Below are 24,427 nucleotides of genomic sequence, written 5' to 3' on the forward strand. Positions count from 1 at the left end.
TTTGTTCATTTTTTTATCAAAATGAACTTTCTTGTTTCGTCAGTGCGTTATTTACATCAGTTATAAAAACAAAAATATTATGGTTACTGTAAGCGATACCGCCAAAAACAAAATTGTTGAACTCCGGAATGCAGACGGTCATTCGGATGATTATCAGATCCGCGTAGGCGTTTTAGGAGGCGGCTGTTCCGGTCTGACCTATAATCTTGAATTTAATTCAACAACCAATCCGAACGATATGGTTTTTGAAGATAAAGGCGTAAAAATCATTGTTGACAAAAAAAGCATTCTTTACCTCGCAGGAACGACGCTGGACTTTTCAGACGGTCTGAACGGTAAAGGATTTCAGTTTATAAATCCGAATGCCACACGTACCTGCGGTTGCGGCGAAAGCTTCGCGGTGTAAACGGTTGTAAAATATTTTATTTTCAGAAACGTACTCCTAAAAACCGGGGTGCGTTTTTTTTATAATCTTCAAAGGTTTTAATTTGCCGCACCAATGGATTTTCCTGGGATAATACTTTCAGATTACTATAAACAAAATTAATTTACACACAGCGGCAACGCCGTTCAAAACTTGATCAATGAAACCAACTCTTTTGATTCTGGCAGCCGGAATTGGCAGCCGTTACGGCGGTATCAAGCAACTTGACCAATTTGGCCCAAACGGGGAAACTATTATAGATTATTCATTATACGACGCAATCCGCAGCGGTTTTGGAAAAGTGGTCTTTATTGTACGGCAGGAAATCAAGGATAGCGCAGAAGCCATATTTGCGCCGAAACTGCAAGGGAAAATCGAATATGATTTTGCCATTCAGGGCATACAGTCGTATGTGCCAGCCGACCTGGGGAAAGTGGAAAGGGTGAAGCCGTGGGGAACCGGCCATGCAACGCTATGCGCCTGGGAGCAGACAAAAACGCCTTTTGCAGTCATTAATGCGGATGATTTTTACGGACGTGAAGCATTTGCAACGATGTCGGATTTTCTTCAGAATGATACCAATGAAAACCAGCATGCCATGATCGGCTACGAGCTGAAACGTACACTTTCAGAAAATGGAACCGTTTCCAGAGGCATATGCGTGGAAAGAGCAGATCATAATCTGGAATCGGTTGTGGAACGGACAAAAATCTTTGAAGACGGCGGTAAAATTTACTTTGAAGAAGACGGTTCCCGTACCGAACTCGCTCCTGAAACGCCGGTCTCCATGAACTTCTGGGGATTTAAACCATCCATGTTCCCGATTACCAAAGATTTGTTTGAGACGTACGCGAGAGAAAATATCAATACGCCGAAAGCAGAATTCTACATTCCTACGGTCATGACCCACATTATCAAAGGCGGTATGGGCGATTGTCGCGTATTCCGCAGTTCTTCGGACTGGTTTGGCGTTACATATCCGGAGGACAAGCCCGCTGTTCAGGCTGCTTTATCGGCATTGCACGACGAAGGTTTGTATCCTGAAAAGCTCTGGTGAAAAAAATAAGTGAGAATAAATGATAAAGGTACTTGGAGGATGGCTTCAAGTACCTTTATTTTTATAAGCGAGATTTTTTTACTCCTTGATTATTTTGAAAGTTTTCTCATTCAAACGAATTAGATATACTCCTTCAGACAAGTCGCTCAGATCCACTTCCTGGATCCCATCTTTATTCTTGACAGCATGCACCTTGTTGCCGGCATGATCAAAAACTTTCAATTCGGTTACAATTTTCTCAGATATTATTTTCAGATGATTTATAACAGGATTAGGATATAATATTACTTGTTCTTCCGCTTCGGAATATTCAGTTTTGTCCTTTTCTGCTGACTGCGTTGTTTCTGTTCGTGCCGAAGCCATGTTGCTTCCGTTCAAGTATGCAGGCAAGTAGCGCCACGGGCCATAAATTTGTCCGGTAATGGCCAGCGCAGGATCGTACTTTACACGTACCCTGACTTTGGTGGAAGGTCCTTGTTTGGCAATCACATTCTTCAGTTCAGTTCCGGTAAGTCCCAGGCTCACGTAAGCATTCTGCGAACCGGAAGATTGCGTACTGTTGGTAATCAGGTTATTGGAGCCTTTGGAAAATCCCTGCCCTTTGGCCTTTGTTTCCCAGACGAGCTTGCCTTTGTTTTTACCCAGAAACGACTTCGCAAATAATCCCGCCCCAAAATCTGACTTGCTGAGCTGGCTTTGATTGATTGGTGTTGCCAGGTCGGAGTTGTAGAGGCGTGTATTGTTTTGCAAGCTGCCTGATTTGTTGCCATAGTAAATGAAAGCAGCATCCTTAATAAGTGATTGTAAACTCATATCAGGTGCTCCGGTGATAATATCACTGTACCCATCACCATTTACATCGCCAGCACCAGCTACTGACCCGCCTATGGAATTATAATTTCCAGTCTTATCACCTTCTATTACACTCGCTATTGTACCAATTCCAGTATTGGAGCCATAAAATATTAATGCTTCACCAATTTCGCGTACTAAATCCATGTCAATGTACCAAGATAAACCAATAATGACATCACTGTATCCATCACCGTTTACATCCCCTGCACTTGATACAGACCAACCCATAGAAGCGGAGAAGTCTTGATTACTTAAAAGTGTAATTTTATTGTTTGTGTTGATGCCGTTAGTAGATCCATAATAAACCAAAGCTGTTCCATATCCATTATTGCATCCGGTACACCCTATTATAACATCGTTAAAGCCGTCACCATTTACATCACCGGCACTTGATACCGACCAACCCATGTTTGCTTGTGCTTCATTACCTTTTATGGAAGTGCCAGTATTAATATTAAGACCTGTAACAGATCCATAATATATAAAAGCAGCTCCTGAATCATCATCACCAAAAGCATATGCGCCAACAATGACATCATCATAACCGTCTCCATTAACATCGCCTGCGCCTGCTACAGAAGCACCAAGACGTGTGTCTGCCTGATTACTTTCCAGAGAAACAGCGCCTGCTTTAACTACTCCAGTTGGTGATCCAGAAAATACATAGAACTTTCCTTCTTCTAGTTGTCCATTGTTAAAGTCCATAGCTCCAACAATTACATCGTCATATCCATCCCCATTTACATCTCCGGCACTGGCTACGGAGTATCCCATTAAGGCTTTTGCCAAATCACTTTCTAATATTATTGCAGCAATTTGATTAATGCCTGTTGCCGAACCATGGAAAATGAAAGCTGCACCTTCTTTTGTTTGACCCTTGGTGTATTCTGCTGCACCAACAATTACATCGCCAAAGCCATCTCCATTTACATCTCCGGCACTTGCAACAGAAACACCAAAGTTTGCATTAGCTTGATCACATTGTAAAGTCGTAACTATATTAAAATTTATTCCCTTAACTGAGCCATAGTATAAAAATGCAGCACCTTTATCAACTTCACCGTTATCATATTGGTGTGCTCCTATAATTACATCACTAAAACCATCCCCATTTACATCTCCTGCACTTGCAACTGAATATCCAAATCTTGAACCTTGTTGGTTACTGACCAAAGTTGTCTCTTTTTGAATATCAATTCCACTTCCGCCGCCATGAAACACGTAAACTGCTCCTTCATCCTTCTGGCCATTGTCAAAACTGTTTGCTCCGACAATAACGTCGCTGTAACCATCTCCATTCACATCGCCTGCGCTGGCAACAGCGTTGCCCAGCCCTGCATCTGCCTGATTACTTTCCAGCTTTGAAGAGGCATCCGTGCTGATTCCTGCTGCTGATCCCAGGTATACAAATGCAGTTCCTTCATTAGCCTGTCCATTGTCATAGTTGCGCGCTCCGATGATCAGGTCACTGTATCCATCTCCGTTCACATCACCGGCCGAAGCTACTGCCGAGCCAAACTGAGCCTCGTTCTGGTTGCTTTCCAGAATGACTGCATCTTTGATAATGCCATTTGCCGATCCCTTGTAAACCAGTGCAGCGCCTTCATTGGTTTCTCCCTTGTCATACTGGTATGCTCCTGCAACGATATCGCTGTACCCGTCTCCGTTTACGTCGCCTGCTGACGCTACGGCATATCCCATTCTGGCATCAATCTGGTTGCTTTCCAGTAATGCCGGGTTGCTTGCCGCAATTCCGATAGCAGAGCCGTGGTATACAAATACGGCACCCTCGTCTGTTTGGCCATTGTCATAAAGCCGGGCACCCACCAGTACGTCGCTGTAACCATCTGCATTGACATCACCTGCGCTGGCTACCGAAAAGCCCATTGTTGCACTGGCCTGATTTCTTTCCAGCGTAGCTGCAGGTGCAGTAACGATCCCCGAAGCCGAGCCATGATAGATAAAAGCGGCACCTTCATTGCTTTCACCTTTGTCATACTGGTGCGCGCCGATAATAATGTCACTAAACCCATCTGCATTTACATCTCCTGCTAAGGCAACAGAATTGCCAAAGCCGGCATCCGCCTGATTGCTTTCCAGAACTGCAAACCCGTTTGTACTCACACCGGCTGCCGAACCATAGTATGCAAATACAGCTCCTTCGTTGCTTTCACCTTTGTCATAATTAACTGCTCCTGCAAGCACATCACTGAAACCATCTTTATTAACATCACCTGCCGAAGAAACACTATGTCCCAGCAATGCTTCTGCCTGATTGCTTTCCAGGATCAGGGCGGGGTTTGCAGCAAGTCCTGTAGCGGAACCATGATAAATAAAAACAGCTCCTTCATTGTTCTGGCCTTTGTCGTAATAAGGAGCACCTGCAAGTACGTCGCTGTACCCGTCGCCATTCACATCGCCCGCACTGGCTACAGAATAGCCCAGCCATGCAAAGTTCTGGTTTCCTTCTAGGGATTTATTGGCATTGCCGGGATGGCCGTTGGTCACAAGCGGATCAATGGTGACCGGGTATGCGGCACGACTGGCAGCCACGGTAATGACGACTACATTTTGCTGATAGGCCAAGGTAGCGGCTAATGATTTTCCGTTTGCATCCCAGCATTTCAGATCGTTGTAGACCAACTGCTTTTCCAGATCTCCATCCGCTTTTTCAGTGTAGAAATGCAGCTCGTTGGTATGCAGGTCATTGACTTGCAAGCCTTCGGCGGAAAGTTTTACCTGCAGCTGCCGGGCGTTATCCGGCGCTGATCGCACGATGAAGTTCTGGCGAAGGCCTTCTTCTGTGTTGATGTACTGTTCGGTAAAACCCGGATGAATGATTTCAAGCTGGTTATCTTCGCTTTTAATCTGTGCGTCATTTTGGGGCAAATGCAACAGCTTGCCATCTGCAAAGATGCCTTTGTTGATGAGTCTGAGCCTGAAATTATGTCTGGTAGAATCAGTGCGGTTTTGAACTGTCAGGGTTCCGGGCTGGTAATAAGCCCTGAGTCCCTGCTTGCGGTTCGGGCTTTGCAGCACGCCTTTTTTACCGTCTTCAGAAATGTTGTACTCGCGTCTGGCAAGGCTCTGACGGATGTCCGACATGCTGTTTTCGGAAACAACGGACTTCTCAGGCTTTCGGCGAGCTGCACTTTTAACTGCTGAAACCGGCTGGACGGATGCAGGCTGATTTACAAAATCGCTTAGCAGACCGGCTTCGAGGATTGCTCCGCAGGCAAGGAGACTGAAGATAATAAACCTGTAATGATGCTTCATGGATCATTTGAATAAGTGTGAGAAAATAAAAGACAGAATGCCTTGACAAGCATATTCAAATCTTGCAGTTTCCTCTGTTTACTTATCCAAACAATGTGCAATGGCACTGCGCTAGTTATCAAATGGATTTTATTCTGAGAAGTCTGGCGAAAAACAGAAGCGGGGAATTGCAGTTTTACACACTGCAATTCCCCGCTTTGGCTGATTTTAATGATTTCTGTATTTCTATTTCTGCACAAGCGCTTCCATCATTTTTTCGGCAAGGAATTTGTTTCCGTTATCTGTCAAATGCACGCGGTCGGTTGTGAGAATGCCTTTTTCTTCGTTTTTAGGGTTATTCTGAACCAGATAATCCTGAAAGTGTTTTCTGAGATCACATAACTGCAGATTGTTGCGCGTGGCAATTTCACGGATCAGTCTGGAGTAATAATTCAAATCGCCGTCCTGCGGGTTGGAAGCATCGTTCCGTTCGCCGATCACCGTTGGCGTACAGACAACTACGCGGATATTCTGCGCTTTCATTTTTTTAATCAGCGCTTCATAAAATTTAACGTATTTATCAGGATCGGTTCCGGTTCCGTAAGTTGTTTTATGCCATACGTCATTGATTCCGACATAAATAAAGACAACATCCGGTTTCTTGGAAAGTACGTCATCTTCAAGCCTTAGATAAAGATCATAAACTTTATTTCCTCCAATGCCTGCGCCCATCAGTTCATACTGGCTTTCTTTTCCCTGTGATTTCAGCATTTCGGTCATTTTTGTAATGTCCCCGGTTGGACTTACGCCCGCCTGCGTGATGGAATCACCGAAGAAAATGACGCGCAAAGGTTTGTCCTGACGCATGGCTAATAATGGCAAAGCAATGAAAGCAACTTTTAAAAATTTAAATAAGATCCGCATATAAATGGAAGTAATGGTTTTTGGAAAAAAGGCAAATTCAGGATGAAGTTACCCGTTGGCAACCTAATGAATTATGAAGGAGTGATAAGCCGGATCTGAGCGGAATCCAACGGATAATGCAAGGTAAAGTTGTTGCCGGGAATCAATTCAGTTTCAAAATGCAAGGGCAGAGTCAGCATTCTTATTTTATTTTCAATCAATGCGCTTACATGCAGCTGATTATTCTGTTTTGTGCATGCCAGCACTTCGCCATGAATAATGAAATCCTGAGTCGAAGTATTTTCCTGGATAAATAGCTCCGCCGGCGTTCCTGCTTTTTCGATTTTACCATGATCCATGACAATAACCTGATCGGCCAGCCGGAACAGCTCGCCGATGTCGTGCGTCACAATAATGATGGAAAAGCGGAATTGCTGCCGGAATTTCAGTAACAATGCCTGCAGGCTGTAACGCATGGCATAATCCAGTGCGGCAAAAGGTTCGTCCAGCAGCAGCAATCGAGGTTTCCGGACCAATGCCCTTGCCAGAGCCACGCGCTGCTGCTGCCCGCCGGAAAGCTGAAACGGTTTGCGGCCCGCCAATTGCGTCAGTCCGGTGGCTTCCAGCAATTCGGTTACAATGCTTTTGTCATCTTCTTTCTGAAGCGCAAAGGAAAGGTTTTCTTCCACCGTAAAATGCGGAAAAAGCGCATAATCCTGAAAAACAAAACCTGTATTGCGCAGCTGCGGAGGAAAGGATTTTTTTGTAGTATCATCAAACCAGACCTGCCCGTCAAAGGTGATTTTCCCGGACTGCGGATTGATCAAACCGGCAATTTGTTTCAACAATGTTGTTTTCCCGGCCCCCGACGGGCCTGTTACGGCCAGAATGTTTCCTTGTTTCAGCGTAAAAACAACCTCCATCGGTAAAGTTCCATGCGCCGTGTGAAGCGAATGCCGGATGTTTATGTCAAGAAGATTGTCGGACACGAAGCAGATTATTGTTAATGGAATAGACGATCAGCAAAATAACGAATGTAATGGCAAAAAGCACCAGTGCGTACTGATTTGCAGCCGCATAGTTCAGCGCTTCCACTTCATTGTAAATGGCCACGGAAGCTACTTTTGTAACGCCGGGAATGTTGCCGCCGATCATCAGCACCACGCCGAACTCGCCGACGGTATGCGCGAATGTAAGTACAAATGCCGTAAGAACAGCGGGTTTGCAGTTTGGCAAAAGGATTCTGAAGAACGTTTCCCGTTCACTTTTTCCCAGCGTGTACGAAGCTTCGCGCAGCGATGCCGGAAGCGACTGAAGACCGGCCCTGATCGGGTACACCATAAAAGGCAGGCTGTACAAAACAGAAGCAATGACCAGTCCGGGAAATGAAAATACAAGCCTCAGTCCAAAAACTTTTTCAATAAAAGCGCCGAACGAGTAGGAGGGACTGAATGCAAGCAGCAGATAAAAACCGATTACGGAAGGCGGCAGAACCAGCGGCATGCCGATAACGGCTTCAACAATTCCTCTTGCCCGGAATTTACCGAATGCAAGCCAGTAAGCAAGCGGCAATGCCAATACAAGCAGAATCAGTGAAGTGATTGTTGCCAGCCGGAAAGTAAGCCAGAGCGGTTGCCAGTCCATTTATTTAGAAACAGGAAAATTATGGAACAAACTGTTTGTAACCGTACTTTTTAAAAATGGCCCGGGCTTTTTGGGAAAACAGGAAATCATAAAACTGCTTGCTGGATTCCTTTTTGGGTGAATCTTCGCTGTGTTTCAGTAATATGGCAGCCTGCTGAATGGGTTTGTAAGCGGTTGAATCAATGATAATATAATGACCTTTGCCTTTCATTTCCGGCGACAGCACGATGGACAATGCATTAAAGCCGGCATCGGCCGAACCCGAAGTAATGTATTGGGCAGTTTGTGCAATGCTTTCGCCGTAAACCAGTTTATTTTCAACGTTTTTATAGAGGTTTTCCGATTTCAGAACCTGAACGGCTGCTTCTCCGTAAGGCGCGGTCCTTGGATTGGGAATGGCGATTTTTGTGATTTTTTCAGTTCCGAGCAGTGCCGTGTTCAGGTCTTTTTGAGGAATTTCCTTTGACCATAAGACGAGTGTTCCCAATGCATAAACTTTCGGCTTTTCATCCGAACCGCCGTTATTGAAAACTTCATTCGGGTATTTTGTATCAGCTGAAACAAAAACGTCAAACGGCGCGCCTTCACGAATTTGCGTGGTCAGTTTTCCCGAAGAGCCGGTTACGATCTGCAGTTGTTTTCCCGATTCCTTTTCAAATTCTTTCTGGATTTCTTTCATGACGTACTGCACATTGGCAGCGGTGGCGACCACGATTTTTTCAGACGGTTTGGAACAGCCGGCAAGCAGCGTAAGAAATAACAGAGAAATGCGTTGAAAGTTCATGCCGCAATTTAATGGATAAACTGCAATTGGAATAAAGTATTTAAATGTATACGCATACAACCAGAGCCATTGCAGACCATTGCGCTAAAAAATCGTAAATTGCGCCCCGTTTCAAACTTGTGGCCTGGAAAAGTTCAGGCCAGCAGCCAACAGCTGAAAGCTGACGGCTTAATTTACATAAAAGAATGATAATAGATACTGCCCGGCGCACCAAGCAAACTTCGGAATACTACTTTTCTGTGAAGCTTGCCGAAGTACGTAAACTGATCGCCGAAGGAAATGACGTAATCAATCTCGGAATCGGAAATCCTGACATGATGCCGTCCGAAGAAACGCTGAAAGCACTTTCTGAAGCTTCGCAAAAAACGCAGGCGCATGGCTATCAGCCTTATACCGGAACACCGGCTTTCCGCAGTGCCATTGCAGCATTTTATGATCATACGTATGGTGTAAAACTGGATGCTTCTACTGAAATACTGCCCTTAATTGGCTCAAAAGAAGGAATTACACACATTTCACTGACTTTCCTGGACCCCGGCGATGAAGTACTGGTTCCGGAACTGGGTTATCCGGCTTACCGGGCAGTAAGCCAGATGGTGGGCGCTGTTGTGAAAGAATACCCACTTCGCGAAGATCATGGCTGGCAGCCGGACTGGAATGCCATGGAAACGCTTGTGACGCCCAAAACCAAAATAATGTGGCTGAATTATCCGCATATGCCGACCGGCGCGCCTGCAACACGTGAACTGTTTGAAGAAGCCGTTGCTTTTGCCAAAAAACATCGGATCCTGCTTTGTCACGATAATCCTTACAGCCTGATCCTGAACAAAAAAGCGCCTTTAAGCCTGCTTTCAGTTGAAGGTGCGAAAGATGTTGCCATTGAACTGAATTCGATGAGCAAATCGCATAATATGGCGGGCTGGCGAATGGGCTGGATTGCAGCAGCAAAGCCGTACATCAATGCCGTGCTGACGATCAAAAGCAATGTGGATTCGGGCATGTTCTGGGCGATGCAGGAAGCGGCAGTGGCTGCACTGGGCAATTCCGATGCATGGCACAATGAACGCAACGCCGTTTATCAGGGCCGGCTGGAAGCAGCAGAAACACTTTTGGGCACGCTGGGCTGCACGTGGGACGCAAAGCAGGAAGGAATGTTTTTGTGGGGCAAATTGCCGGAAGCTGTCGAATCTGCAGAAGCGCTGGTGAACAGCCTTTTACTTGAAAAACATGTATTTATAGCGCCGGGTTTTATTTTCGGGCCTAAAGGGCAGCGTTACATCCGGCTGTCGCTTTGCCTGCCCAAAGAAAGAATCTGGGAAGCAGTGAACAGGATTAAAGGAGCATAACAGCAGGAATCAAGGTTTAATATTCAGGTTTTTACCTTTTGAAAAAATGATTATCAGTATTGTAGGGATCGGATTGCTTGGCGGGTCGTTTGCTTTAAGCCTGCGGGAAAAATATCCCAATATAAAATTTGTCGGTGTTGATACTTCCGTTGTCAATCAGAAAATTGCTCTGGCAAAAGGCATTGTGGATGAAATTGTAAGTCTGGACGAAGCACTGCAGATTTCGGAGCTTAATGTGCTGGCCACACCTGTGGATGCCATTAACAAGCTGCTTCCTTACATGCTGGACCGCATTCCGGACGACCGTACGATCATGGATCTGGGTTCAACAAAGGAATTAATCTGCAGACTGGCCGATTTGCATCCCAAACGCAGCCAGTTTGTAGCGGTACATCCGATGGCAGGAACGGAAAATTCGGGCCCGGGCGCTGCGTTCAAAGAATTGCTGCCGAACAAGAATGTCATCATTTGTGACAAGGAAAAAAGCAGCCCGGATTCATTGGTTCTGGTTGAAACTTTTCTGCGTGATGCCGGCATGAAAATCCATTATATGACACCTGTTGAACATGATCTGCACCTTGCCTATGTTTCGCATCTGAGCCATATCAGTTCCTTTGCACTCGGATTGACCGTTCTGGATAAAGAACAGGATGAAAAGGCCATTTTTGATATGGCGAGCACCGGTTTTTCTTCCACGGTTCGTCTGGCTAAAAGTTCGCCGCAAATGTGGGCGCCGATCTTCGATCAGAACAAAATCAATGTTTCCAAAGCGCTAGGCGATTACATTGAATTACTCAAAAAATTCAAGGATGCCATTGACAATAAAGACCTGGAAACAAGCCTGAATTTCATGAACCGCGCAAATGATATCGGCCGCATTCTGGCGGGTATTGAGAAAAAGTAAAATTGTTTTGGTGAGATGCAAGATGTTGTTTGTGAGACGTTTAGATAATGTTATTTAGGATGTTTCAAAGTGTCTTATCTTGTTAAAGGAACCAAAATTGTTGTTAGCGCTGTTTATTCTGGACTTACGAAGTAATTAACTCCCAGCAGTTTTTTAATTCAAATATTAACTACCCCGTATTGAATTTGTCAGACTTTTCCTTTTAAATAGATCTTAATAATTTCCGCATTAAAATATTTAAAATGACAAAAGCTCACGCAGTATTTGTAGCAGTAATGGTGGCGCTAAGCGTTACATTCGGGATCCAGCAAATTAATCCGTTCTCTGAACTTTCATCAACAAAAACCGTATCCGTAAAACCGGATTCCGCAGCGCAGCCGCAATGGGCAATGCTTTACGATTCACTTGGTCTGAAAAAACAAGGTCTTTGCAAAGCCGCTTTTTACTATGCCTGGATGGGTTTTCAGAAAATGAACCTGCATAATCCGGTACTCGCCATTGCCGATTTCAGTCAGTCTTCCCGTAATAAAAGGCTTTATGTAATTGATCTGATCAAGAAAAAAGTACTTCTTAATACGTATGTTGCACATGGCCGGAATTCAGGTCAGGAATTCGCTCAGAAATTTTCCAACAACAACTCGTCTTTTCAGTCCAGCCTTGGATTTTATAAAACACTGGGAACTTATCAGGGAAAACACGGCCTCTCACTCAGGCTTGAAGGCATGGAAAAGGGAATCAATGACCGTGCACTGGAAAGAGCCATTGTCATGCACGGCGCGGATTACGTAAGTGAAGATTTTATTAAAAATACCGGGAGGCTGGGCCGTAGCCTTGGCTGCCCCGCTGTTTCCATTGCCGATTCCAAAACGCTGATCAACATGATGTACAACGGGGCAGGCCTGTTTATCTATTCAGCAGCAGACCAGAATTATTTCAAATCTTCACCGCTTCTTGCCGGTTTGACTCTGGAAAAAGACAAATCCGTTCTGGAAGAGGCTTCTATTTTATACACATCCGGAAAATAAAGTAGCTGGCCTTTTTCATTGCAGTCTGCACCCAGATAAAACAGAAATACAGGAACCCTTGTTTTCAGTTTGTGCCATTTCGGCGGCACGGAAGTCGTGTCCGGCTCTGTCATGAAATCATTGTCCAGAATTTTATCGCCGGCCATATAGTTGGCAAGATCAGTCGGGCGCTGGACACGTACACAGCCGTGACTTCTCCACCGCTGATTGGAGTTAAACAGATATCTTGCATTGGTATCATGCAGATAAATGGCTAATGGATTTTTGATTTCAACTTTTAACAATCCCAGTGAATTGTCTCCGCCGGTTTCCTGACGAAAACGATACGGAAATTTTTCAGCAGTCAGTTCGTCCCATTTTATATCCGCGGGATCAACAACCTGACCTTTGTTGTCGATAATCTCGATCCGGTTTCTGGAAAGATATTCCGGATCATTCATGGCTTTCGGAAACATTTCCTTGATTGCAATACTTTTCGGAACGTTCCAGTAAGGGTGTGTTACAATACTGGTCGCGTAAGTATCAATCGTTGGTGTTTGTGTATCGTTTTTACCAACCACAGTCCGCATGCTCAGTACATTCTGTCCGGCCGAATCCATTGCCGTAAGGTACGCGCCACGAATATTTACCATTACAAATCTCGGAGCGTCTTTGGACTGGCGTTTTATCCAGCGGTAAGCATTCAGTGATTTTGCAACCATTGCCGCGCTGTCTGTTTTATTTTCCTTGACCAGACGCGTATAATGCGTTTTCAGGTTATGGTAAACAGGGAAGACAGGTTCCAGTTTAGCCAGTACTTTATCCACCGACTGGCCGCCGGCAATTTCTTCGGCTACTTTGCGGAGTTCGGTCGTATCCGCTTTTACTACTTTTTCAGTGTATTTCAGAGCAGGTTTGTGACCATAACCGACTTCTTCAAGCAATTTGAAAACAGGTGCCTTTTCACCGTCAGATGAAAATTTATCCGTTTTGATGCCTGTATTGTTCGCAAAGGTCAGGATTGCATCATAAGTTTCAGTATTGCTTAGTTCTTTTTCCAGTTCCTCTCTGGACATTTCATCAGGGCCTTTTTGGCAGGATTGAAAAACTGCAAGTGTAAATACGACAACCAGCGGGAAATATTTACTATGGCCTAAGCCAGATAACATTCGCATTGTAAAAGAAAGGTTTGTTCTAAACTTCACTCATACAATTGTTGTGCTAAGGATTTCTGAACTCCGGAAATTGCATTAAAGTACTTTGCTGCCGTAATAAAGGCCATGTGATAAATACCCTCCATGTGCACGTTGTTGTATTTTGGGGAAATTTTGTAACAAGTACAGGTTTTCAAAGTATTAATAAAGCAAGTAGCATTTTAAAGGTATTTTCTCCTTTTGCCAAAAGTCCAGCAACAAAAAAAGCCGGGCATAAAGCCCGGCTTTGTGACCGCGACGGGAATCGAACCCATATCTAGAGTTTAGGAAACTCCTATTCTATCCGTTGAACTACGCAGTCCTATAACTTCTCACATTTTACTTCTCACTCCTCAAACACCAAAAAAGAACCCGCCTCTTGATCACAACCAATGTTCAGATCAAGAGGCATTGCTTTTCGTAACCAGCGCGCAAAATTGCGGAAAAAGACTTTAAATAACAAATGATTATTCCTGCGTTTCAACAGCCGTGTAGCCCAGATCAAGCCAGTTCGGATAAATGGAGAAGTGTTTTTCTTTCACCATACTGAACAGCACATTCTTAAGTTCATCGATATTTTCCTTTTTCTCGGCTGAAATGAACACGACATGTTCCGCTTTGTCGGCAACATAACTTTTCTTCAGTTGATCCAGAACGCTTTCATTGGACGTTACAACTTCATCTTCCGCTTCTTCATCATTATAGGAAGGATTGTAAAGGTCAATCTTATTGAAAACCAGAATAGTAGGTTTGTTTGAAGCACCAATTTCTTCCAGTGTTTTGTTTACAACGTCCAGATGCTCCTCAAAAGAAACATGTGAAATGTCCACAACATGCATCAGAATATCAGCTTCCCTGACCTCGTCCAGCGTGGATTTAAAAGATTCGATAAGCGTTGTCGGCAACTTGCGTATAAACCCGACTGTGTCCGTCAGCAGGAATGGAATGTTTTCCATATTCACTTTCCGCACAGTGGAATCGACGGTTGCAAACAGTTTGTTTTCTGCAAATACATCCGCTTTGGAAAGTCCGCGCATCAGTGTTGATTTTCCTACGTTGGTATAACCCACAATGGCGACACGTACAAGGCGGTCTCTTTCCTTGCGCCGGGTTGTGCTCTGACGGTCCACTTTTTCAAGTTTTTCCTTCAGAAAAGCAATCCGGTCTTTAACAATCCTTCTATCCGTTTCAAGTTCCGTTTCACCGGGTCCGCGCATACCGACGCCCACACCCGACTGGCGGCTTAAGTGCGTCCACATACGGGTCAGACGCGGATACATATATTGGTATTGAGCAAGTTCAACCTGTAATTTCGCCTGTGCTGTTTGTGCGCGCATGGCAAAAATATCCAGAATGAGCAAGCCGCGGTCAATGACTTTTATATCTTTAAAAACAGCTTCCAGGTTACGGACCTGCGACGGCGTCAGATCATCATCATAAATGATCATATCCACCGGATTGGCTGTCACGAACGTTACTATTTCTTCCAGCTTTCCTTTGCCGGTATAAGTGCGTATGTCCGCTCTTTCCAGGTTCTGGGTAAATGTCCTGACCGTTTCAACGCCTAGTGTAGATGCCAGAAAAGCAAGCTCTTCCAAGTATTCTTTTGTCTTTTCAACAGGTTGTTTTTGTGTACTGACAGCCACAAGCACAGCAGTTTCCTGCTTGACAGCTGTTGAATACGATTTCTTTTTATCAATCATGCAAAATTATTTTATTTTTAAAACTACCGCTTTTTCAGATATATATCCGTACAAATTATGAAGCGGAAGACGTAGCGATGCAACGGCATACCGTCTGCAAAAGTTCACTGGCCTCAATTGGTAAAACAATAATTATAAATTAATAAATCCATTTTATAATTAATCTTCCGCTTCCGAAATTAAGATCCGGAGATCTTAAGTATAACCCGATGCTCGTCCGCAACCATTTTCATGTAATTGGACTGATCAATACAGACTTGTGCCAACGCGGGCTATAATAATCGTTCCTGACTGTAAGTATTGGCTTATATTATTTAAATAAATAGCGAATTCCGGTTTGCGAAACAAAAAACGGGTTATGTCAGTTTAACCTTTATTACCTTGTCGATTGCCCTTCATGAAAATAGAACAGATTTATACCGGCTGCCTTGCGCAAGGCGCCTATTTTATTGTTTCCAACGGCGAAGCAGCCGTTATTGACCCTTTGCGGGAAGTGGAACCTTATATTCAGAAAGCCGAAAAGCTGGGCGCAAGAATCAGATACGTTTTCGAGACACACTTTCATGCCGACTTTGTTTCGGGTCATATTGACCTTGCTGAAAAAACCGGCGCGGCCATTATTTACGGCCCGAATGCAAAAACAGGTTTCAAATCGCAGATTGCAAAAGATGAAGAACTGTTTCAGCTTGGCGAAGTAACGATAAAAGTGCTGCATACGCCCGGGCATACGCTGGAATCAAGCTGTTATCTGCTGCTGGATAAAGACGGCAAACCAACAGCGCTTTTCAGCGGGGATACGCTGTTCATCGGTGATGTAGGCCGGCCGGATCTGGCGCAAAAAGGCAATCTGACCAAATATGACCTGGCCGGAATGCTTTACGACAGCCTGCGTTCCAAAGTTATGACCTTGCCCGACGACGTCATTGTTTATCCGGCACATGGCGCAGGCTCCGCTTGCGGTAAAAACATGAGCAAGGAAACTTCGGATACGCTCGGAAACCAGAAAAGGTTTAATTACGCGCTCCGGGCCGATATGACGAAAGAAGAATTTATTAATGAAGTTACAGCCGGCCTGACTGAACCGCCGCAGTATTTTCCTGAAAACGTGAAGCTGAACCGTGAAGGTTACGAAAGCATTGACAACGTGCTCGAACGCGGAAGCCGCGCCTTATCGGCAGCGGATTTTGAGCAACTGGCCAATCTTACAGGTGCTTTGATTCTGGATACACGGAATGCGGCGGAGTTTGCAAGAGGGTTTATTCCGAATTCAATCAACATCGGACTGGACGGCGGCTTTGCACCGTGGGTCGGTGCGCTGATTCCGGATCTGAAGCAAAATCTGCTGATTGTAACCGAGCCGGGAAAAGAGGAAGAAGTAGTTACTCGGTTGGCGAGGGTTGGTTACGACCATACAATCGGATATCTGGACGGTGGGTTTCAGAGCTGGATGGAATCAGGTAAAGAAACGGATACGGTACAAACGGTGTCAGCTGGTGAATTTGCGGATCATTTTCATGCAAGCCAGCTGGAAGTCGTTGATGTCAGAAAGCCCGATGAATTTAATTCCGGACACCTGAAAGATGCTTATAATCTGCCGTTGGATAATTTAAATGACGGAATGTCGGATCTTTCGAAGGATAAAACCTTGTACGTGCATTGCGCCGGCGGGTACCGTTCCATGATCGCAGCCTCCATTCTGAAAGCAAGAGGCTTTGATGATGTTGTCAATATTGACGGCGGCTATGGCGCATTGACAAAAACCAATGTTCCGGTAAGCAAAGAAGAATGAAATTTTATTATCTGCTTGTTTTACACTTTCCGGGCAACCATATAAAGCTGTTCGTCGCCGAGTACGAAAGGATCGGCTTCCAGGTTCCCGAATGTTCCGACCACTTCAAGACCGGCATTTTCAAACATATATGTAAGTTCGGAAAGTGTGTAAATATGCTGACGTACCGTATGCGTAATTTTTTCTTTTCCTGAAATAAAAGTCTGTTCTGCTTCAATACAGCCGAGTTCGGGACGGTATTCGTTTTCCGCAAGATAAATGATGTCATCTTTTACGGGCATCCAGTTCCTCGTCTGGAAATTGGGCAGGATACTTTCAGCCAGATTTTCAGTATGCACTGCAAAGTGACCGCCGGTTTTTATCGAACTTGCTGTTTTTGAAATGAACAACTGCATTTCTGCCCGTGGGAAAAAGCTGAAACTGTTTCCGAAACAATAAGCCGAGTCGTAAAAACCGTTGGGAAATTCATATTCCAGAATATCCGTACAAACGACCTGAACGGGGAGCTTCCTTTTTTTTACAATCGCCTGAAGTTCGTTGCAGTATTCAGGCGAAATATCAATGCAGGTCAATTCGCAGCCGTCTTCCGAAAGCGGCAATGCATGGCGTCCGTATCCCGAAAGGACGTCCAGCACTTTGCTATCCGGTTTGATTTCCAGCACGTCACGAAGGAAATCCACTTCGTATTCTGTATATTCCTCATCCTGGTGCAATTTCCAGGCGCGCTGCGGAAGTCCTTTAAAATAGGTATGGTACCAGGCCAAAATAAAATCGTTTAAGGCACAAAACTAGCAAAAAGCTTCCAGTTTAATCATCATTTCATTTGCATGAGTCCGGGCGTAAGCCGGAGATAAACCTGTGCAGACACAGGATTTTTACCGAAAGCAGGCTGCAGATATTTGTCAATAACGTAAACTCCCACCTGTCCGCCGGCCTGCACAAGCGTATTGCGGAACGAGGTCAGCTGCCGGTTTATACCAACTGAAAACATGGAAACCGGAAAAGCTTCTTTCCAATAACTATACCATTCCAGTCCGAGTTCATGATTGCTTTTCTGAACCCATTCATAACGTCCGTAAACAGCCCATTTGTTCAGTTGCAAGTTGGATTCCAGCAATACGGAATGTTCCTTGTGATGATCGCCGCCATTGTTCAGCCCCCAAACCAGCGTGGAGGAAATCCATTTGTTTTTCCCGTTCAAACCGGCAGAATGCTGCACGGAAGCCGTAGTCCGCTTTACATTTTCATCCGGGCTCAGCATTTCGGGACTTTTGATGTAAGCCTGGCTTGCCTGCAATGCCCAGTTTGCCGATGGGTTGAAGAGCAGCCTGTAACTGTATGAATCAAATCTTGGCTTGTCAAAATCAAACCGGTTTTCATCCGGCTCCCGGCCGGTAAAGGAGGAACCTTCCAGCTTGAACTTGCCATAACGAACACCCGCCGTCACCACGCCGAACGTAATGTGCGTCGCATCCTGCCAATGATGGCCCAGAACAGCATCCGGGTTATTGAAAGCAGACATCCGGTGCATAAAAGCCGTTGGTCCCAAAGCCGGTTCTCCGGGATAACCCGCGTAAATCGTTAAATCCACTTTATCATTGATGCGCTGCGTGTAAGCTACCGAAAGTTCGGAAACGAGGTCATGCGGATGCTGGCTGTTCACCAGCGGCGACCCTTTCCAGCTTTCACCGGACTGAAAAAGCAACGGATAGCCCGCGCCTCCGTCTGTAATCCGGTCCAGTGAAACCATTCCGCGCAGACTGAGCAAACCGTTTTTGCCAACCTGCCGCTGCGCCATTCCCATAAACCAGTTCGGAGCACTAAACTTTGATTTCGAGCCGTTCCGGTTTTTATTATTTATATTCTGACCCGTATACCGAAGAAATATGCTGGCGTGCAGCATGTAATTCCATTTATTTGCATGCTTCATGTAAGCGTACATCTGCGTTGCATCCGGCTGCCAGCCCGTTCCCGATCCGTTGCGGTTCATCGGCAGACTTAGCGAAAAATTGTGCGTCATCTGTGCGCCGCCGTGTTCCATGCCTTCATGATGATCCATTTTTTTTATGTCATGCATGGCATGGCCGGTTGTGTCTCTGGCGGGTTCCTGATGGTGTTCATGCTGCGCAAGTGCAGGCAGAGCAACCAGCAGCGTGGCTGCCAGTACGAGAAATGTTAAGTGGTTTCGTTTCATGATGAAGTATTGATTTTATCAGTGCGGCACAGCCGTTTTGCGGCAGCAGCTTGGCAGTTTGTCGTGCGCTTTCTGATTGGCAGGCTGTAAATCCGCATCGTAGCCTGTATTGTTGATCGTCGCTTTGATTGCTTCCGGCGTCGTCTTGTCAGGATTGTATTTTACGGTAATTACTTTATCCGTCAAATTCAGGTTCGCTTCCTTTACACCTTTGGAAAGTCCCAGGTTGCGTTCAAGCCGTGCCTTGCACATTTCGCATATGGCAGAAGTTTTGATCCTGATTTCCTTGTCACCGTCTGCAAATGCAAGGTTCATGGTGACGAGCAAAGCAGCGAGTATATTCAAAATGGCCTTTTTCATGATTCTGAATGGTTATAATTGATTTGTTTTTACTAAAAACTCATTTCCAAAAGCTAAAAGCTAAAAGCTTACAGCTAACAACCAGTTGCCAACAGCTCCAAAAAACTTAATGACTATGATCTGTACTGTCGGTTCCTGCCATGGCAATTTCCTGAAGTTCCATTTTACAAACAGGGCATTTGCCGGCTTTTGTATAGGTTTTATCTCCTTCGCAATGCATCGGACAGGCGTATGATCTGGCTGCGGACACTTTTGTTTCCGTGTAGGCATTATTTTCTGCTTTGTCGTTGCCGGAACTGCAGGCTGCAAAAAGGAAGATAAAGGATGCAAAAATGGCTTTGTTCATAATGACTGAGGTTTTGATTATGTTTTAAATAGCAATTCTGATTTTAATGGTCGCCTACTTTGTCAAGTGCTTTTCTGGGCAAGGCACTTTTCTTGTATTCTCCCGGCGTAAGGCCTGTAACTTTTTTAAACTGGTTGCTCAGATGCGCCGTGCTGCTGTATGAAAGCCGCCAGGCCATTTCGCTAAGCGTAAGTTCGTTATAGGAAAGCCATTCTTTTATTTTCTCCACTTTCTGCGCAATGATATATTGTTCAATCGTCTGGCCGGTTTCGGATGAAAACAGATTGCTGAGATAGGAATAGTCATAACCGATTTTTTCCGACAGAAAATCTGAAAAATTCATGGCAGCCGGTTTGTTTCCTTTCAGGTTCTGCACTTCCTCGATAATCAGCGTTTTGATATGTTCGGCCAAAGCGGTTTTGCGGTCGTCCAGCAGTTCAAAGCCGTTGGTTTCCAGCACATCTTTGATCTGTTTCAGTTTCCCGGGATCAATTTCCGTTTTTGTTTCAACTTCTCCTAATTCCACCGATTCCAGCACAATGTCCTGTTTTTCAAGTTCTTCACGCACGACCCGTTTGCAGCGGTCACAAACCATATTTTTTATATGCAGCTTCATCTTATGATTCGGTTTATGTTCATTTTTCCGCCTGAATTTTCCTTTTTCTTACCGGACAATCTTATAACGAATTCCTGCATAAATCATTCGTCCTACAACCGGGCCCCACGCCATTCCTGCGTCAAAATGCTGAGAAAACGGCTCGCCTGCATTCATGATCGGATTATTTTGTCTGAAATTGGTCAGGTTCTCGCTGCCTGCATAAATATCCCATTTCGGAAAAGTACGTGTGATCTGCGCATTCAGATTATAAAACGAAGGCGACATCGTAGAAACCGGATTGGCTGGCATATGATGATCCGCAAGTTCGCCCATATACGGAATCCGTCTTTTGCCGTTCCATTGCAGCGTCGCATCAAATTTCCATTTGTCATAAGGCAGTGCATAACCCGCATTGAAAAGTACTCTGTCGCGGCTGACCATCATTCTTGGCAGCAGCACATTTTCATCGTAAACATTCCGGATCGTCTGTTTTACATCGAACAAGCGGTAAGCCAGTTTCAGCTCAAATCTTTTGATCGGCGTAAGATTGGTTTCTGCCTGAAAACTGTTGGCATAAGCCTTTCCTTCCAGATTGTAAAAACGGATGTATTCCGGATTTTCCATGTCAGCCACAAGCTGGTTTCTGAAATCGGTTCTGTAGAAATCCATGATCAAATTTCCTTTCATGCTGCCCAGCTCAAAGTCCTGCGTCACGCTTGCGCCGTAATTCCAGGATACTTCCGGCCGGATGCTTTCCCTGAAAACAACAGTCCGCGAACTCACAAGATTCCCGTAATACTCGGCCAGCGGATTGGAAACGCGGAAGCCTTTTCCCGCCGAAGCACGCAGCGTTGTATGGTCGGTAAGGCTGTACTTAAGATGCAGCCGGGGTGTCCATTGCGTTCCGTACAGATTATGGAAATCAGCACGTCCGCCGGCTACGAGCACAAATTTGTCCAGGCTGTTGTAAGTATATTCGAAAAATGCGCCTGGAACGGATTCGTTTCTCGTCAGTAAAATGTCATTATACTGTTCATTGTAATTATCCAGCAAATAACTCAATCCGGCTTTGTACGTATGATTTGTGTTACCAATGATGGATTGATAAATCAGGTTTCCGTAAAGCGTTTTCTGTTTTCCGTCATAATTATTGAGTCCGAAATACGATTTTGAATCGTGCATGGAAGCATTGATAATGAAACCAAGTCCTTTATACGGTTTGTCGGGGAACAGCCGGGCAAGTTTTGAGAAAAATTCGTAACGGTTCACTTTCGCACCAAACCCGTATGCTTCGGTGGTTCCTTTCATTGCTTTGCGAAAGTCATTCTGGCCGCCGAGGCGGTCTTCATACAACGCTTTTACGCCGAACTGCGCCATGAATTTTTCGCTCTGATATTTCCAGCGGTTCATCGCATTATACTGCATGTACAATGGCAGGTCCAGAAATCCGTCTTTATTTTTATCAAACCGGTTTTTCAATGTGCTGCCGTGCGTCAGCAGTGCGGTGCTCCATTTATCGTTCAGCTGCGCAGCCAGATTTAAATTGACTTCCGCACGTCCGAAATTGTTGACATACGTATTCAGATAAAGCTTTTCACGCGAATCCGGTTTTTGGAGTTCCACATTGATCTGGCCCGTCATGGATTCGTAGCCGTTCACAACGGAACCAGCGCCTTTTCCCACATCAATGGACTGGATCCAAGTGCCGGGCACGAAGTTGAGGCCGAAAGTAGAAGCCAGCCCGCGTATGGCCGGAATATTTTCAATGTTGGTCTGAATGTACGTGCCGCTCAGGCCGAGCATCTGAATCTGTTTTGAACCCGTCACCGCATCGCTGTAAGAAACGGAAACGGATGCGTTGGTTTCGAAACTTTCGGATAAATTGCAGCAGGCCGCTTTTGCCAGTGCACGGGTTGTAATGATTTCGGTCTGGTGCGGTGAAAGTCTGTCAATTGCTGTGGCATTGCCGTGAACGACGACTTCATTCAGCGTCTGGTCACTTTTTAAAACAACTTGCAACTCGCTTTCTGCACCGATTTTGATTGTGTCATTCCGAAATCCTACAAAGCTGATTACCAGTAAATTTGAATAGGCGGATCTTGGAATTGTAAACCGGCCGGCGCTGTCGGTTTCGGTAGCCTGCGCCGTTCCCGACCAGTATACATTAGCGCCTGTAATGGGTTTAAGGTCTTTGCTGTTGCCGGCCTGTTCATTGACAGACCCGCTGATGCGTTGTGCGGAAGAAAGGAAGGAAGTCAGTACGAGAAATCCTCCGGCAATATATTTTATCATTACTGCATTGAATTACTGAAAAATAGAAATCGGATGCATTTCATGTCAAAAGAGCCATGAATCGCATAAAACGACAATTTTCGGTAGTATCAAATCAGAAAGGACTGGATAAAACAGCGCATACTTCTCCCATGAAGCAGGGAAGAAAAGGATTTATGAAAAGCAATTTCTTCATGATCGGGAAAAATCCACTCGGACTGAAGAAATGCATAAGAATTCACTTTCCAGAAAATGCCTTCCTGAAAAGATTTAAGCCATTTTGCAAGAAGCTGCGCATTTCCGGAAAGCACGTCCAGCTTTTCAAACTTCTGGTTATCCTTGCAGCAGTCGGTTTTCTTAAAAAAAGTGCCTTTGGCTTCTTTCAGAAGCTTGCTTTTTGCACAGCAGGAAGAAACAACTTTCGGCTTGCAGGATTCCGGTTTTTTATCCGAAACAAACTGGACTGATTTGCCGCGCATCATGCACTGATGTTCTGTAAAGGCGAATCCCGTGCTGCTCAGCAGAACAAGAAAGGCCATCAGAATGGTGACAGATCGATGCAGGTTGTTTTTCATTTTCAGCTGTTAGTTGTTCGCTTTCAGCGTTTGACTTTATTCGGGAATTACCGGTTTACTCTTGAAAATTGCCTGTAACCGGTTAAGACAGTCAATTTCTAAAATCTGTTATTTACCAAATATCTGTTTTTTAAAGCTAAAAGCCAATTGCCATCAGCTAAAAGCCACGCATCCATTTTCAGGCTATTTCTTCCGCCGTATAGCCCGCCTTTTTTACAAGCTGCTGAATTTCTTCGGATGAATGTGAAGTTTCTACTTTCAGAATGCGTTCTGGGCTTTGCAGGTCTACTTCCCAGTTCTGAACCGCTTCGTCAGCATTCAGAAATGGCGTTACAGTTGCAATGCAGCCTCCGCATTTTATATTGGTCTTGAATTTTAAAGTTTCCATGGTTTCAAAAATCTGATTTTCTACGAACATTTATTGTCTGCAAATATCGCCGTAAATGCCATGCCGGTTATTACAGAATTATATAACGGTGTTACAGAGTTTTTGGTTTTAAGATCAAAACAGGATGTTACTTTTTGCTTAAATAACGTCTCAATAAAACAGCACAATATTATTGTTATATGTTTCTTAACTTTGATCAGGCCAAAATTGGTGAATTATGTTAACAACGGTAAAAGGAACGTACAGGAACGGAAAAGTTACTCTTGAAGAGCCATTGCCGGTATCTTTTGCAAATGTAATCGTCACGGTTCTGGAAGACGAAACGAGTGAACACAAATCCGTTGCCTTGCCAAAGCGTAAGTTCGGAATCATGAAAGGAAGCGTCAAGCTGCCGGACGATTTCAACGATCCTCTGGATGATCTGAATGAATACTTATAATGCGTATTTTATTAGATACTCATTCCTTAGTGTGGTATTTAGAAGGAGATGTTCGTCTTTCAGAACGTGCAAAAGAAATTATAGATAATACCAATCAGGAAATTTTTGCTAGTCATATCAGTTTCTTTGAAATAGCTATAAAAATGCAAATTGGTAAGTTTCCTTCTGACAAACCATTATTTGAATTTATCGAAGCAACAAGAAAAAATGATATTGGCATTTTAGCAATATCAACATGTCATTTAACGGATTATAGTAAAATTCCATTAGTAGAAAATCATCGTGATCCGTTTGACCGTTTGTTAATTGCGACAGCTTTAAATGAAAAGCTGCATATAATTACTGCGGACGATAAATTTAATTACTACAAGGATATAGTTCATATCATTTGGTAA

23 protein-coding genes and 1 tRNA gene are annotated in these 24,427 nt (G+C 44.6%); 8 read left to right on the forward strand and 16 right to left on the reverse strand.

Features of this window, described 5'->3' with window-relative positions; translation table 11 throughout:
• Positions 1-79 precede the first annotated feature (79 nt).
• Both FEM33_RS21120 and FEM33_RS21125 read left to right on the forward strand, forming a co-directional pair.
• Positions 80-406, forward strand: coding sequence for a HesB/IscA family protein (locus tag FEM33_RS21120; protein WP_138280801.1), 327 nt, complete (start codon positions 80-82; stop codon positions 404-406).
• Between the two features lie 178 nt (positions 407-584).
• A complete protein-coding gene (locus FEM33_RS21125) occupies positions 585-1,481 on the forward strand; it encodes a sugar phosphate nucleotidyltransferase (protein ID WP_139013969.1) in 897 nt (298 codons plus the stop codon).
• A gap of 78 nt (positions 1,482-1,559) precedes the next feature.
• Here the strand turns inward: FEM33_RS21125 and FEM33_RS21130 are convergent, their stop codons facing one another.
• The 5 genes from FEM33_RS21130 to modA form a co-directional block, all read right to left on the reverse strand.
• Positions 1,560-5,612, reverse strand: a complete 4,053-nt coding sequence (locus FEM33_RS21130) for an FG-GAP-like repeat-containing protein (protein WP_139013970.1) — start codon at positions 5,610-5,612, stop codon at positions 1,560-1,562.
• A 225-nt stretch (positions 5,613-5,837) separates the two neighbouring features.
• A complete protein-coding gene (locus FEM33_RS21135; RefSeq protein WP_139013971.1) occupies positions 5,838-6,515 on the reverse strand; it encodes an SGNH/GDSL hydrolase family protein in 678 nt (225 codons plus the stop codon).
• 71 nt (positions 6,516-6,586) lie between these two features.
• On the reverse strand, positions 6,587-7,483 hold the full coding sequence (locus tag FEM33_RS21140; RefSeq protein ID WP_229214341.1) for a sulfate/molybdate ABC transporter ATP-binding protein: 897 nt from the start codon (positions 7,481-7,483) through the stop codon (positions 6,587-6,589).
• Positions 7,464-8,138, reverse strand: a complete 675-nt coding sequence (gene modB, locus FEM33_RS21145; protein ID WP_139013972.1) for a molybdate ABC transporter permease subunit — start codon at positions 8,136-8,138, stop codon at positions 7,464-7,466. Before modB ends, FEM33_RS21140 begins: the two co-directional genes overlap by 20 nt.
• Before the next feature lie 19 nt (positions 8,139-8,157).
• Positions 8,158-8,922, reverse strand: a complete 765-nt coding sequence (modA, locus tag FEM33_RS21150) for a molybdate ABC transporter substrate-binding protein (RefSeq protein WP_139013973.1) — start codon at positions 8,920-8,922, stop codon at positions 8,158-8,160.
• Positions 8,923-9,107: 185 nt separating this feature from the next.
• On the opposite strand from modA, the gene FEM33_RS21155 reads away from it, so the two are divergent.
• The 3 genes from FEM33_RS21155 to FEM33_RS21165 all read left to right on the forward strand — a co-directional run bounded on the left by FEM33_RS21155 (position 9,108) and on the right by FEM33_RS21165 (position 12,197).
• The gene (locus tag FEM33_RS21155; RefSeq protein ID WP_139013974.1) at positions 9,108-10,268 is read left to right on the forward strand and encodes a pyridoxal phosphate-dependent aminotransferase; all 1,161 of its coding nucleotides are present in this window, start codon (positions 9,108-9,110) and stop codon (positions 10,266-10,268) included.
• Between the two features lie 46 nt (positions 10,269-10,314).
• Entirely contained in the window at positions 10,315-11,172 is an 858-nt protein-coding gene (locus FEM33_RS21160; protein WP_139013975.1) for a prephenate dehydrogenase, read from the forward strand.
• 242 nt (positions 11,173-11,414) lie between these two features.
• Positions 11,415-12,197: a murein L,D-transpeptidase catalytic domain family protein gene (locus FEM33_RS21165; protein WP_139013976.1), complete on the forward strand. Its 783-nt coding sequence runs from the start codon at positions 11,415-11,417 to the stop codon at positions 12,195-12,197.
• Here FEM33_RS21165 and FEM33_RS21170 read toward each other — a convergent pair.
• From FEM33_RS21170 to hflX, 3 genes are all read right to left on the reverse strand, one after another.
• The gene (locus tag FEM33_RS21170) at positions 12,101-13,345 is read right to left on the reverse strand and encodes a L,D-transpeptidase family protein (RefSeq protein WP_229214342.1); all 1,245 of its coding nucleotides are present in this window, start codon (positions 13,343-13,345) and stop codon (positions 12,101-12,103) included. The two genes, FEM33_RS21165 and FEM33_RS21170, sit on opposite strands and share 97 nt — an antisense overlap.
• Before the next feature lie 274 nt (positions 13,346-13,619).
• Positions 13,620-13,691 (reverse strand) — tRNA-Arg (locus tag FEM33_RS21175).
• 145 nt (positions 13,692-13,836) lie between these two features.
• Positions 13,837-15,072: a GTPase HflX gene (hflX, locus tag FEM33_RS21180; protein WP_139013978.1), complete on the reverse strand. Its 1,236-nt coding sequence runs from the start codon at positions 15,070-15,072 to the stop codon at positions 13,837-13,839.
• Positions 15,073-15,469: 397 nt separating this feature from the next.
• Here hflX and FEM33_RS21185 point away from each other — a divergent pair, with 397 nt between their 5' ends.
• The gene (locus FEM33_RS21185) at positions 15,470-16,861 is read left to right on the forward strand and encodes an MBL fold metallo-hydrolase (RefSeq protein ID WP_139013979.1); all 1,392 of its coding nucleotides are present in this window, start codon (positions 15,470-15,472) and stop codon (positions 16,859-16,861) included.
• 20 nt (positions 16,862-16,881) lie between these two features.
• Here the strand turns inward: FEM33_RS21185 and FEM33_RS21190 are convergent, their stop codons facing one another.
• From FEM33_RS21190 to FEM33_RS21225, 8 genes are all read right to left on the reverse strand, one after another.
• Complete coding sequence (locus tag FEM33_RS21190; protein WP_139013980.1) at positions 16,882-17,625, reverse strand: class I SAM-dependent methyltransferase; 744 nt, start codon at positions 17,623-17,625, stop codon at positions 16,882-16,884.
• A gap of 50 nt (positions 17,626-17,675) precedes the next feature.
• On the reverse strand, positions 17,676-19,055 hold the full coding sequence (locus tag FEM33_RS21195) for a hypothetical protein (protein WP_139013981.1): 1,380 nt from the start codon (positions 19,053-19,055) through the stop codon (positions 17,676-17,678).
• A gap of 18 nt (positions 19,056-19,073) precedes the next feature.
• Positions 19,074-19,415 carry a heavy-metal-associated domain-containing protein gene (locus FEM33_RS21200; protein WP_139013982.1) on the reverse strand — a complete coding sequence of 114 codons (342 nt, stop codon included), beginning with the start codon at positions 19,413-19,415 and terminating at the stop codon, positions 19,074-19,076.
• 106 nt (positions 19,416-19,521) lie between these two features.
• Positions 19,522-19,761, reverse strand: a complete 240-nt coding sequence (locus FEM33_RS21205) for a heavy metal-binding domain-containing protein (protein ID WP_139013983.1) — start codon at positions 19,759-19,761, stop codon at positions 19,522-19,524.
• Positions 19,762-19,804: 43 nt separating this feature from the next.
• Positions 19,805-20,377, reverse strand: coding sequence for a helix-turn-helix domain-containing protein (locus tag FEM33_RS21210; RefSeq protein WP_139013984.1), 573 nt, complete (start codon positions 20,375-20,377; stop codon positions 19,805-19,807).
• Positions 20,378-20,425: 48 nt separating this feature from the next.
• Entirely contained in the window at positions 20,426-22,651 is a 2,226-nt protein-coding gene (locus FEM33_RS21215; RefSeq protein WP_139013985.1) for a TonB-dependent receptor, read from the reverse strand.
• 89 nt (positions 22,652-22,740) lie between these two features.
• Positions 22,741-23,205: an HYC_CC_PP family protein gene (locus FEM33_RS21220; RefSeq protein ID WP_139013986.1), complete on the reverse strand. Its 465-nt coding sequence runs from the start codon at positions 23,203-23,205 to the stop codon at positions 22,741-22,743.
• 178 nt (positions 23,206-23,383) lie between these two features.
• Positions 23,384-23,593, reverse strand: a complete 210-nt coding sequence (locus tag FEM33_RS21225; RefSeq protein WP_139013987.1) for a heavy-metal-associated domain-containing protein — start codon at positions 23,591-23,593, stop codon at positions 23,384-23,386.
• Between the two features lie 217 nt (positions 23,594-23,810).
• On the opposite strand from FEM33_RS21225, the gene FEM33_RS21230 reads away from it, so the two are divergent.
• Both FEM33_RS21230 and FEM33_RS21235 read left to right on the forward strand, forming a co-directional pair.
• Positions 23,811-24,032, forward strand: coding sequence for a DUF2281 domain-containing protein (locus tag FEM33_RS21230; protein WP_138280821.1), 222 nt, complete (start codon positions 23,811-23,813; stop codon positions 24,030-24,032).
• Complete coding sequence (locus tag FEM33_RS21235) at positions 24,032-24,427, forward strand: type II toxin-antitoxin system VapC family toxin (RefSeq protein WP_139013988.1); 396 nt, start codon at positions 24,032-24,034, stop codon at positions 24,425-24,427. The genes FEM33_RS21230 and FEM33_RS21235 overlap by 1 nt, the downstream gene beginning before the upstream one ends.

It is taken from the genome of Dyadobacter flavalbus, from assembly GCF_006149045.1.
Classification (GTDB): Bacteria; Bacteroidota; Bacteroidia; order Cytophagales; family Spirosomataceae; genus Dyadobacter; species Dyadobacter flavalbus.